The following is a 12214-nucleotide window of genomic DNA, read 5'->3' as shown; positions in this document are numbered from 1 at the left end:
TCTTCGCTGTCGAGATGTGCTTGCGGTGGGTGGACCCGCGGGTAGCCCGCGTCGAGCACCGGTGCGCGCGGCGGCCTCGTCGTTAAAAGCCGTCGGCTCGTTCGATTCGTATCGCGGGCGCGGTGCGTGGCCCATAGGAAGCGGGCGGGCGAAGGGGGCGACATCCGCCGCGGCCCGCGCGATGCTTGCGGGCCGCGGCGGATATTTGCCGTCGGTTTCCGGGGTCAGAGCTACTTCTTGGCTGCGGCAACTTTCCTGCGCCGCGTACGTTCATGGGCTGGCACTGAAAGCTGTTGCTGCTGCGCGTGTTCGTAGGCCATGACGACCTCGGACGAGAGTCGCCCTCGGCCGGAGATCTCGTAGCCGCTCTCGCTCGCCCAAGTACGGATGGCTCGATTCCGTTCACGGTCGACCGGGCTGCTTGGAGTTTCCTGGCCCGTGTTGACACGAACTTTGCGTCCACCCGTCTTTCGCGCCGCCACGATGTAGTGGCCGAGTTCGTTGCGCAGGGCGACTGCGTTCTCATCGGACAGATCGATCTCGTAGTTGACGCCGTCGAGGCTGAACGGGACGGTGTGCGCGACCGGACTGCCGTCGATGTCGTCAAGTATTTCAACGGGGACCTTCTGGGCCATCGGCACTCATTGCGGTGACTAATATTGAACTAGTTTGTGCCGTAAACACTATTACGGGCAGATTGGGATTATTATGTGGATCTATCGTAAAAAGACTAATAGAGATGATCGCCTGTTTGCGTGTCTTTCACGCGTGCTCGCGCCAGAGTGCTTCTTCGGTCGTTGTTTTGGAGTCTGCTACTGCCTTGTCCCATCGGGCTTGCAGGCTGTCGAGGAGTCGTTGTTCGACGGCGGCGGCGACGTGGGAGTGGGTCTCTTGGACTTTGTCTTGGAGGACGTGGCCGAGGCGGAGGGCTTGGGCGATTTCGGGGATGCCGTCGTCGATCATCCAGGTTTTGTGGCTGTGGCGGAGGCCGTGGAAGGTGAGGCCGGGCTTGGCTGGTTGGAGGCGGATGGCTGGGTTGGGGATGTGGAGGTTGCCGTCGGCGGCGGGGCGGAAGGCGCGGCGGGAGAAGTTGCTGCGGCGGTGCCATTCGAGGTTGGGGGTGACGAAGAGCTGGCGGTGGTTGTGGGTGGTCAGGTGCCTGCGAAGGAGGCGGACGAGGAATGGGGGCAGGCTGATGGTGCGTTCGGATTCGTCGGTTTTGAGGTGGCCGAGGTAGAGCGGGCCGCTGCAGGGTTCGTGGAGGGCGCCGATGTCGGGGTCGAGGTAGATGGAGCCGGTGTCGTCGTCGTCGTAGAGGTGGACGTTGTCGCGGTCGAGGCCGGTGAGTTCGCCCCAGCGGGCTCCGGTCCATCCGCCGGTGACGATGAGGACGGCGCCGCAGGGAACCGTATTTGAGCGCGGCTTGGTCGGCGACGTGGAGGACTTCGGCGGGTTCGCCCCAGACCTTGCGCGGGGTGCGCTGAGCGCGGCGGCGGCGCCCGCGACGGCGGGCGATGAGGGGGTTGGCGGCGATCAGCTTCTCCGGTACGGCGTCGGTGAGCAGGAGCGAGAAGCATTTGATGATGCTGTCGACCGTGGTTTTCGCGAGTCCGGAGGCGCGGAGTTTCTTTTCCCAGGTGCGGATGCTGAGGTTGGTGAGTTCGGCGAAGGCGGTGTTGCCCCAGTGGGGGAGGATGTGGACTTTGAGGAAGCTGCGGTAGTTCTCTTCGGTGCGTTGGTCGATGTCGAGGGAGTCGAGCCAGGCGGGGGCGAATTGGGCGATGGTGGTGCGGCCGTCTTCGGGGTCGATCCAGGTGCCGGCTCGTTGCTCGTGGAGCATCGTGCTGATGTGGTCGTCGGCGGCGGTGGCGTTGGGGAAGCCGGAGATGGCGCCTTTGGTGCCGTCGGTGCGGCGGTAGCGGACTCGCCAGGTGTCGTCGCCGGCGGGTTCGGTCCAGGGCACGGTGAACTCCTGCGCTGTGGTGAGAGGGTCGCGTGGTGGTGCGTGTCCAGGGCCGCTCCATAAGCGACAGAGAGGAAGCTAATTCGGCGAAGAACCTCGTTGTGGTACCGGAACGGGTGCTAACGGCGAATCCGGTGCCGTCGGCCGGGCCGACTCGGAGTTTGGTCCCGGAGGCGCGGTCCGCGGCTCCCGGCGGCGACGATCGCGCGAAGGTCCTCGTCGGAGAAGCGCAGGTGTTTGCCGATGAAGGTGCAGGGGATGAGTCGCTGCCCGGCTTTGCGGCGAAGCCAGGATTCGCCGACGGTGAGCCGCTCGGCCGCGGCTGCGGGCGTGTAGAGAAGTCGACCCGCTTCTTCGGCGGCGGAGTCGGTGGGCTCGGAGTGCCTCGATGGCTCGGGTGCTCTGACGCCGGGCTGGCGATGAAGATCGTCGGTCTGCATGGCGGCCTCGAAGTGCGCGACGGGTTGTGGTCGCTGCTAACTCCGCTCAGCCGCGTCGGAGGAGACAGGACGGCAGTGATCCGCGGCGAACTGCATCGAGGCTTCTGGGCCAGAGGCCGGCACCTGCGGCCCACGCCGCGAAGGCGCTGCGTCAAAGAACCTTTGACGATCCACCTGTCCGGGGGACGCTACTGGGGCGGTTCGCGTGACCCCATTTCGCCGCCATCGGGCCGGTGTCCCAGTTTTGCCCCAGCTACCGACCGGTAGCTGAACTTCTTCTTGACGAAACTCAAGATCCGGTACAACGAAAAAACCGCCCTACCTGGATTTTCGGATCCGGTGGGCGGTGTTTCGTCACTGTGGAGCTAAGGGGACTCGAACCCCTGACCCCCTCACTGCCAGTATGGGCCGATCATGGCTCTGACCTGCGGTTATGGAGAACCTGCTGGTCGCGTGGTGCAGTTGGCTGCCATTGAGCGCAGTCCGGTGCAGTTGGATGCGGTTGGCATCGTGGCTGTGCTCCAGGTTTGCTCCACGGTAATTAGTGAGAGATCGTTGCCAGCGGGCCTGCGCGGGCTTGCATGTGCAGCAGGTTCATGCACGGGAGCGTTACCCTCCCGGTGGGTTACCGCGACCATGGTGTCGATCGTGTTCCTCGGCGCTGCCGTCAGAACGTCTGTGATGCCAGGCCCTCAACTCGACCTTGACTAGCGTCCTCATCGCGGCATGAGAGTGCGTTTGTGCGACTCGCCCGAAACCACATATCGACGCGAGGCTCGGTGTAACGCTGTGTGGCTCATTGCCGACTTAACGCTGTTAGAGGGACTCTGGCGTCACCGTCTTCTCTTACCCAGAGCGTGGTGGAAATGCGACCAGGTGGGATCGTGGTCCGATGGATGTTGAACTGACCGACGCCGTGGCCGCCCTGCGGGACGAACTGATCGCCGCGGCGGCCAAGGGGGTTGGTGCTGGTGTGGGGTTCGTGGTCGGCCCGATCGAGCTGGAGTTCGGTGTCGAGCTGAAGAAGGACGCCAAGCTCAAGACCGGGTTCAAGGCGTGGGTTGTCTCGGGAGACGCTGAGGTAGGGGTCGCGCATGCTCGCACGCATCGGGTGCGGATCACGTTGACGCCGAAGACCGAAACTGGTGAGGACATTTTGATCTCGGGTAGTCCGCGCTCCGGTCCTGGCGATGTCTCGGGCCACATCCCGGACTGATGGACTGGGAGCGCGTCACCGTGGTCGGCTCCGGGTCAGGCTATCTGGTCCGGTCCGACCTGGTGCTCACCGCCGCGCACGTCGTCGAGGGTCGCTCGACCGTCGACGTCTTTCGTCCTGGCCGTCCGGAGGTTGTCACCGGGTCGGTGGTGTGGTCGGGTACGCCGGGCGGGCGCGACGACGCAGCGCTGATCTCGGTGCCCCCGTTCGCGGACGTCGACGGTCCGGTCCGGTGGGGACGCGCCGTGACCCGCCGCCCTGGCGTGCGGTGGGAGTCGTGGGGCAGTCCCGAAGCGGTGCAGCGCGGAAACACACCCATCGAGGTGTCACAGCCCTCAGGACATCTGAACCCGGGCGACCGGCTGGTGGGCAACCGCTACGTTCTGGGTCTCGATCGGCACCGATACACCAGTGCGGACTCGCCGTGGGCCGGTATGTCAGGTGCAGCGGCGTTCAGCGGCGACCTGTTGATCGGGGTCGTGGCCATCGACCCGGCGCACTCGAAGGGCGAGCTACTCGCGGTGCCCGCGTACGCGCTTTGGCACGATCCCCGCTTCCGCGCCGCGTTGGGCTACGACGGTCGCCTCGAGCCAGTCGAACTGACCGGGCCGCGCAGGCGACATCGCCGCGGTCCGGCTTCCACTCCCGCCGCGCTGCTAGTGGCCGGACGCGAAGTGGTTCCGTGGCAGGACCGCCCCGACCTGATGGCCGAGCTAAAGGACTGGCTGGCCAAGGCTGGCCCCGGCGTATGGCTGCTGCACGGCCCGGGAGGACAGGGCAAGACTCGGTTGGCGATGCAGTTGGCACGCGACCTCGAACCTGGGTGGTGTGTGAGCTGGCTGTCCCCCGAGCTCGACGTGTCCGCGCTCGGCGAGATCGTCACCCCGACGCTGCTCGTGGTCGACTACGCCGAAGCGAACATCGCGCGGTTGCACGCGGTGTTCGACGAATTGCCCGCCCGTAGGCAGGTCAAGGTGCTCCTACTCGCCAGAACAGCCGGGACCTGGTGGGAGCAACTGCGGCAAGTCAGCGACGACACCGCCGACCTGCTCGACCTGGCCATCACCCGGAAACTGGAGCCGCCGGCAGTCACGGGTGACGAGCAGTACCGGGAAGTGGTGGCGGCGTTCGCAGCGGCGCTGCCCGAGGTCCGGAGCGTGGGTGAGCACCAGTGGCACAACCTGGCCGATACGCTCACCGCACCCACTGAGCCCGCCGCGAGCGTGCTGGAGCTGCACATGACCGCGCTCGCCGACCTGCTCGACGCCGCCGACCTGCCGCACAACGCGGCGTGCTCGGCCGAAGACCGGGTGCTGAACCACGAGCTGCGTTACTGGCACACCACCGCAGTCGACTTGTTGGCCACGGTTACCAGTCAGACCTTGCACGACGTAATGGCGGTTGAGACCCTGTTCGGTGCGGACGACGAGTCCGAGACGACGCTGCGCCTGCTTCCGGCGCTGGCCGACCAGCCCACAGCCGTGGTCGAGCGGGTGGAGGCCTGGTCCCGGAGTTTATTCCCAGACGGAGGGATGCAGCCCGACCGCCTCGCCGAACACTTCGTCGGCAAGCACCTGCTCGCAAACCCCCGGCTCGGTGACAGGCTGGCCCGGCACGCGACAGAGGCGCAGGCCGAGACCATGCTGACGGTGCTCGCCCGCGCTGCCGCGCATCACCAGTTCGCCAGCGCCCTCGACGAGCCTCTGACCGCGCTCTGCCAGGCCGACGTCGCAGCGGTCCGGGCCGCAGCGGTGGTCGCGCACCGAGTGGAACGCCCCGGACCACTGATCGCCGCGGTGGCGGCGATGGTCGATGCCCGACAGATCACCACGGCCGACCTGGAGGCGATCGCAGAACGCATCCCGTTCGAAAGCCACCTGCTCGGTGTCCCGGCAGCGCGCGCGACCGCCCGAGTGATCGCTGCGCTCCGGACCGGCTCCGACCCGGCTGAGGTCCGAGCCCGGCTGGCGCGGAACCTGACCAACCAGTCGGCGCGGCTGCTCTACCTCGGCGAGAATCCGACGGCGATGGTGGCGGCGGCGGAGGAAGCCGTGCTGCTCTACCGCGAGCTGAGCCGGACCGAACCACGCCAGCACACTCATTCCTTGGTCGCTGCCTTGGCGAACCTCGCTATGACCGCGCGCAGCCGCAGCAGCCCCAGGGCCGCACTGGATCACATCACCGAGGCGGTCAATCTCCAGCGAGGGCTGGCCAGGTCCGCTGACAAAGACCAGCTGGCGTTGCTCGCAACGTGCCTGAGCAATCAGGCGGTGATGCTCGCGGACTCCGAGGAAGAGCCGGCGGCGCTGGCCGCCATCACGGACGCCGTAGACATTCTGCGGGCGCTGCACCGGGCCGAACCGGAGCGTTACCGACGGCGCCTGGCCTCTGCCCTGCGAAACCGTGCGACCCTGCTGGATGAGGTCGGCGAACTGGCCGAAGCGATCGCTGTAAACGCCGAAGCGGTCGCGATTCGGCGGGACCTGGTCGAGGAAGACCCCAGTCGGCACCTGCCTGAGCTGGCCGACGTCCTGCTTAAAGACGCCGCTCTACAGAGCGCCGCCGGCAAGACCGAAGCGGCGCTGACCGCCATCATCGAAGCCGAAGGCATCTTTACCAGATTGGCCCAGGAAAGGCACGGCTACCAGAGTAAGTTGGCCAGGGCACTGCACATCCTGTCGGTCGGCTTGAGCACGCACGAGCGGTTCGAGGAAGCCGCGGTCGCTGCCGAACGTGCCGTGGTCCTACGCCGGGATCTCGCCGGGCACGGCTCGGTCCGACGGCTGCGCGAACTCGCCGAGGCGCACCAGAACCTGGCCGACCGACTCTGGGACCTCGGCCGCGTCACCGACGGCGTGGCGGCAGCGGAGGAGGCGGTGCGGCTCCAACGGCAACTCGGCAACCGCCGCGACCGGCTGGTCCTCGCCCGCGCGTTGGCCGGGTTATCGCTCCATCTCGATACCCTCGACCGCGCCAACGAGGGCCTGACCGCAGTCACGGAAGCAGTCGACCTCCTGCGCGAACTCGTCGCAGAAGGCGACGTAGAGCTGCGTCCCGGGCTTGCGCACTGGCTGCACAACCAAGCCATCGACCTCTACCACGCCAACCGCCTGGCCGAAGCGATCGCGGCGGCCGACCAGTCGGTCACGCAGTGGCAGCTGGCGGGCGAGGAGATACACCAGGAGGAGTTGACCAAGGCCGTCCACGTCGCCGAACAGTTGCGGTCTGTTCTTTGATGCGTGTCCTCTGTAAGTGATTACTGCGGTGGCAACCGCAGTAATTTGCCCATCTCGAACATGGTGGAACGGTCAAGGTCGTAGTCACGGCCAGCGTAGAGGCCGAAGAGATCGTTGCTGGACCAGACATCACCCGGCGCCCGCGGATTTACGAAGGCCTCCTATTCACCGTCGAGTAAGATATTCACCATCTGGATTAATCAATCCGAACCCGAGGGAGTGGCGACTAGCGCTCTGCCGCGACTAGCTCTTGCGATTGACTCAGGTCCGCTGCTTAGTTGCAGGTCGGGAGCCGAAGTGATCTTCAAAGGCGTGAGATCTGCCCGACGGTGGTCACCTGATCGGGTATATGTGCGGGAAAGTGCTAACGAAGTGGTTTGAGCAGTTGGGCGGACCAAACCGACCGTCTACGGCTCTACTCGGCGGTAGGCGGTGAGGCTGAGTTCCTGACCGGGCATCGTGGAGTTTAAGCCCGGCCGGTGGCGGAGTCAGGCTGAGAGAGGAACCACGGATGTGACTGCGCCTAAGGTGCTGACGACGCCGCAGGCGGGGACGATGTTCGGGGTCGGGATTGCCTTGTCGAGCTGTGCTCCCGACCGACTTGAAGTTGTCCCGCTGCGCCGCTACGTCGCTGCTCATGAGCCTGCGTCTGCGTCACTGCAGCGGTATGCCTCGTTGCCGTACTACATCGAGCGTGATCACGACCGCCGCCTCCGAGAGCGGGTCGCGCGGGCGGCTGCGGGCGAAAGCCAGATCGCGACGCTGATCAGCAATTCCACTGCTGGCAAGAAACGGGCGATGTACGAGGCGATCACATGCGTCGGCCCGGGTGAGGTCGGCTCGTTGCTGAGCGACTGGCGCATATGCCCGGGAACGAGCCCGGAAGAACCTGACACCCTGCTAGGCCAGATCACCGCCGTGGCGCCCCGCACCGTCTTATGGCTACCCGGGGCGGAGCGGTACTTCCTGGAGCCTGGAGACGCGGTCGGCGATGCGATCGCCAAGGCCCTGCGAGAATTGCTGACCGACGTCCGGCGGCGTCCGTCGCTGGTGCTCTGCGCGATGCGGTCGCGCGCGTGGCAGCAGCTGATCGCCCGTAGGCCGCCCGGTGCGTCGGATTCATTGCAACATGCCCGCACGCTGCTCGACGGGAGCGAAATCGTCGTTCCCGACGCCTTCACCGCCGAGGAACAGAAGCGGGCAATGGTGTCGGGCGATCCGATGCTCGCGGACGCGGCCGCCCACGCGCTTGAGCGGTATGTCATCCAATACGTGCGGGCAATCCCGGAGTTGGAAACACGGTTCGCTACCGGGACACCGGAGCAACGCGCGGTCATGCAGTGCGCCATCGACGTCCGGCTCGCGGGCCACGGCCCGTGGATCCCGACGACGCTGCTCGAGCGCGGAGCAGTCGGATACCTCTCGTCACGTGATCGCGAGATGCTCCCCGCGAACTGGTTCCCGCTTGCCGTCGCCGAGCTCACCCGGCGTGGCGCCGCAGACGCGAGCCTGTTGATTGCCCATCACGCCGAGGGCGGCCCGGAAGCACGCGGGTCGATGCGGCTGGCCGACTATCTGGAACGGCAGTGGATCACCGACGTCGGGCACCCTCCGTTGCCGGCCGTCCACCTGTGGTCGGTTCTGGTGGACCACGCCGCGCCAGAGAACTTACTGGCACTGGCCCGGGAGTGCTGGCGCCGCCAGATGCTGCGGGAGGGCTGCCAGTTCTATCTCCGCGCGGCCGCCGCTGGTGACGTGGCCGCCCGGCATGAGCTCGCCGATCGGCTCCGCAGCGCCCGCCGCATCGACGAGGCGCTCGCGCAGCTGAAGGTGCTGATCGAGGACGGCGACACCACCGCGGTCGTGGAAGCGGCCACAATCCTGCTCGCCGAAGATCGCCCGGGCGAGATGATCGAGCTGCTGAAACCGTGGGCCGCCGACAACCACCAGGAGTCGATCGCGCTGACGGCGATGGCGTACGCCAAGCGGGCCGAGCGAGCCAAACCTGGCAGTGCGATGCACAGCGATCGGCTCTATCAGGCACTGGCCGATCGCGGTCGTGCGCTCGAGCTCTACCGCGGCCTGGGGGAGCAGGGGAATCTGCGGGCGGCGCTGGCCTACGCCGACATGCTCGCCGATGATCCTCATGGCATCGACGCCGATTGCTGCGACACCGCCGCGACGTGGCTGATGCGCGTGGCCGACGAGCAGGGCCTGGACACGATCTCTGCTGCCGCTGAACTCCTGGTCCGCGCACACGGCCCCGATGCCGCGCTGGCAATGCTCCACCACCGCGCAACACGAGAAGACGAATACTCGGCGTACCTGCTGGGCGCGCAGATTCTCAATGACCATGACCGTGACGAAGAGGCGCTGGAGTGGATCACCTCGGCCGCCGAATACCGGGCTCCGGGAGCGGTGTTCCTGGCCGCGAAGATGCACGCGGACGCCGGCTTGTTCCCCGCCGCGGTCAGCCACGCCGAGGTCGCCGCCGCCGTCGGCGACTGCCGAGGCTTCATCGTCATCGGAGAGGCCTACGCCGCTCGCAGGCTGCCGCAGCGCTCGCTGGACTGCTTCCGACGTGCTGCCGAGAACGGCGACAGCTCGGCATGGGCCAAAGCGGCGCTCGTCGCTGCCGAAGTCGGCTGGATCAGCGATGCGACGGGGCTGGTGCGGAATGCACAACGTGCGACGGGTTCCCCCGACACCCAGCTCGTGCGCGGGGTGGCCGTCGCGCTGTGCCGGGCCCGGAAAGCGGATGACGCCATCCCCTGGTACCTGCAGAACACCGATACCGGTGCCCGGGACGTCCTGGTACCCGTCAGCAAATTCATCCTCGCGCCGGACACCGCCGAGGTGACGGTGACGACGTACATGCGGCTTGCTGGGGTCACGCGAGGGCAGGCTTGTGCCTGGATGGCCGAGGGCCTGGTGCGCGCCGACGCTCACGACCAGGCGCTGGTCGCCCGGTGCCGGACCACCACCAGCGCGGAGCCGGCACGCAGCAAGCTGTCGGCGGCCGCTGAATGGTTTCGGGAGGCAGACGACGAGGGGTATGCCCCCGCTGTTGTCCGTGCCGCCGAAGTCCTCATTCAGCTTCGACGCTTCGAAGCGGCAGACAGTCTGTTGGAGGAGGCTGAACACACGCGACGTCTGGACGCGTGCAGGGCCATCGTGCACGCTCACCAAGGGAACGTCGAGCAGGCGATGGCCGTCCTGGACAGCCAGTTGACGGCCGGCAACACGTCGGCGGTCGTACCGATCGCCACGGTGCTGTTCCAGAGCAGGCAGTCCAAATTCGCCCTAGACGTACTCCGGCGTGGCGCTGAGGCAGGGGACAGGTCCGCCCAGATCGCGCTGGCAGACCATCATCGGCGCCGCCGCCGCAACGAACAAGCCCTTGAGCTCTACCTGGTGGCTCTCGCTCACGGGCAGGACGACGCTCTCGACGGCATCCGGCGCTTGCTCACCGGGTGGCGACGCGAACGCGACATCGCCACCTTGGAGGACATCATCACCCACGGCGTCACCGCGGAAGGGCGCCTTTCGCCACCATGGAGCATTGAGTCGTTGACCAGCACTACGTGACGATCGCCCGCTGAGGCACTCGGCTCGTCCCGGAAAGACTGAACGGGTGCGGCAGGTTGGCGTGCGTGCGTCAGCTGCTGCGACCGTCGGTGCACGAGCTGCTCCAGGAGGTGGGATGAAGGTTCCGCAGGTTGGTTCGCGCGTACGTCCAGACCCTGTAACGGCCCGCCGTGTAGCGGCCGACCGCAGATTGGCCGCGGTGGGAAGGACGGCCCTGGCCACCACCGCGCTGGTGATTGCCGCCGTCGGCTTCGTCCTCCTTCTTCTCGGTCCGCTCTCGTGGTGGCTCGCGACCGACAACGTGCGGAACCTGCGAGGTAAGGAGCAAGCCGACGCCCTCAACGCTGTCCGTCAGACCGTGCTGCTGGCCCTTGCTGGCGGCGCGACTCTCAGCGGAGCAGCTTTCACTGCACGATCGTTTGTGCTGGCCCGACGCGGCCAGGTCACCGAACGGTTCCATAAGGCGACCGCGCAACTCGGCGCCGCTACCCCGGAAGAGCGCCTCGGCGGAATCTACGCCCTTGAGCAGATCTGGAGAGAGTCGACGCGCGAGCACGCGGCAATCCTCGAGCTGTTGTGCAGCTACGTCCGCACTCGATCGACTGTTCCGCTGCTCCCCGACGACTCCGAAGACCTGATCCCACCGTGGCTTGATCCGGCGCAGCCGGTGTACCCGCCCGAGCTGGTGCGCCTGGCCATCGACGTGCAAGCCGTGATGACCGTCATCGCCCGTCGCCCTGCCCGACCGGAACCGCACCGACCGATGCTCATCGGCGCCTCGCTGCCGCGCGTCGCGGTACGGGTGCTCGAATTCGATCACCCGCCGCGACTGTCGTCGATCTTCTTCACCGGCGCGGACCTGCGCATGGCCGACCTGCGCGGAGCAGACCTCACGAAGACGATCATGAACTACGCGGACATGCGGGGCGCTGCGCTTGAAGGCGCGTGCCTGCACGGAGCTCGGCTGTACCGAGCCGATCTACGCCGCGTTTCGTGGGCTGGTGCCAGCTTGACGGGTGCGGACCTGTCCGGAGCGAATCTCAGCGACTCCGATATCGTCGATGCTAGTCAGTTGGCGGACGTGGTGATCGACAGTACGACGATCCTGCCGCAGATCCTGCGAGAGGACCCGTGGGTAGCTGCGCGAATCGAGGACTGCGAGAGCGTTAGTGCTGCCGGAGGTCGCCGCTGCCCGCCGCGCACTCCCGAACCTTTGTCAGGCTAGGTTCGCCGGCCGTGCGGACGCGGCTGTCACCAGCGTAAGAACCGATTATCGGCTACGTTCGTGTTGATCGACAACGGATGAGCTTCGGATGTCTGCAACCTGAAGAAGTGCGCTGTCAGCGGCATGAGCGGACGTTGGCGTCGCACGCAGGCTGGCCATGGATGGACGTCGCGGGGCGCTGTCTGCCTGGTGCTCAGCTGAGCAATGCGTGCTTCCAGTCAGGAGTGTGCTGGTCGATGTAGTCCGCGTCGGCCTGCCAGACCTCGCCGTGTCCGTCGTTCCACAGCTGTGTCCACGGTTGCCGCCGCGCTGCGGCTCCGGCGGCGAGGAAGGTGGCCATGGATCGGGCGCGGGCGGCGAGCAGGGGGATGAGCTCGTGCCGTTGAGTTTCGTCCAAGCCGTAGGCGTCGGCGAACACGCGTATGCGGTGGCCGGCGTCTGCTCGGTTCCGTCGTGGATCGGCAGAGAGTGGAACGAAGCCGTGCAGGGCGTAGGCGACATCCCAGAGGCGGGTGCCCGGCGCCGCGGTGTCCCAGTCGATGAACG

Annotated in this window: 8 protein-coding genes and 1 pseudogene; 6 read left to right on the top strand and 3 right to left on the bottom strand. The window is 66.6% G+C overall.

Translation table 11 applies throughout. The features are described from left to right. Nucleotides 1–230 precede the first annotated feature (230 nt). The gene (locus tag ACIA5G_RS41950) at nucleotides 231–635 is read right to left on the bottom strand and encodes an Lsr2 family protein (protein WP_395933841.1); all 405 of its coding nucleotides are present in this window, start codon (nucleotides 633–635) and stop codon (nucleotides 231–233) included. 199 nt (nucleotides 636–834) lie between these two features. On the opposite strand from ACIA5G_RS41950, the gene ACIA5G_RS41945 reads away from it, so the two are divergent. Both ACIA5G_RS41945 and ACIA5G_RS41940 read left to right on the top strand, forming a co-directional pair. Next, nucleotides 835–1416, top strand: coding sequence for a hypothetical protein (locus tag ACIA5G_RS41945; protein ID WP_395933839.1), 582 nt, complete (start codon nucleotides 835–837; stop codon nucleotides 1414–1416). Further along, a complete protein-coding gene (locus ACIA5G_RS41940) occupies nucleotides 1379–2026 on the top strand; it encodes a hypothetical protein (protein WP_395933837.1) in 648 nt (215 codons plus the stop codon). Before ACIA5G_RS41945 ends, ACIA5G_RS41940 begins: the two co-directional genes overlap by 38 nt. A 56-nt stretch (nucleotides 2027–2082) precedes the next feature. Here ACIA5G_RS41940 and ACIA5G_RS41935 read toward each other — a convergent pair whose 3' ends face one another. After that, nucleotides 2083–2403, bottom strand: coding sequence for a helix-turn-helix domain-containing protein (locus ACIA5G_RS41935; protein ID WP_395933835.1), 321 nt, complete (start codon nucleotides 2401–2403; stop codon nucleotides 2083–2085). Nucleotides 2404–3295: 892 nt separating this feature from the next. Between ACIA5G_RS41935 and ACIA5G_RS41930 the strand changes: the two genes are divergently transcribed. From ACIA5G_RS41930 to ACIA5G_RS41915, 4 genes are all read left to right on the top strand, one after another. Beyond that, the gene (locus ACIA5G_RS41930; protein ID WP_395933833.1) at nucleotides 3296–3619 is read left to right on the top strand and encodes a trypco2 family protein; all 324 of its coding nucleotides are present in this window, start codon (nucleotides 3296–3298) and stop codon (nucleotides 3617–3619) included. After that, complete coding sequence (locus ACIA5G_RS41925) at nucleotides 3619–6855, top strand: trypsin-like peptidase domain-containing protein (protein WP_395933831.1); 3237 nt, start codon at nucleotides 3619–3621, stop codon at nucleotides 6853–6855. Before ACIA5G_RS41930 ends, ACIA5G_RS41925 begins: the two co-directional genes overlap by 1 nt. Nucleotides 6856–7530: 675 nt before the next feature. Next, a complete protein-coding gene (locus ACIA5G_RS41920; protein ID WP_395933829.1) occupies nucleotides 7531–10443 on the top strand; it encodes a hypothetical protein in 2913 nt (970 codons plus the stop codon). 115 nt (nucleotides 10444–10558) lie between these two features. Continuing rightward, entirely contained in the window at nucleotides 10559–11668 is a 1110-nt protein-coding gene (locus tag ACIA5G_RS41915; RefSeq protein WP_395933827.1) for a pentapeptide repeat-containing protein, read from the top strand. Nucleotides 11669–11861: 193 nt separating this feature from the next. On the opposite strand, the pseudogene ACIA5G_RS41910 reads toward ACIA5G_RS41915, so the two are convergent. Next, nucleotides 11862–12214: pseudogene (locus tag ACIA5G_RS41910) on the bottom strand (hypothetical protein); the annotation flags it as partial.

Source organism: Amycolatopsis sp. NPDC051758, from assembly GCF_044453095.1.
Taxonomy (GTDB): domain Bacteria; phylum Actinomycetota; class Actinomycetes; order Mycobacteriales; family Pseudonocardiaceae; genus Amycolatopsis.
Note: the sequence above shows the minus strand (reverse complement) of the source record. Positions and strands in the feature narration are given on the sequence as shown.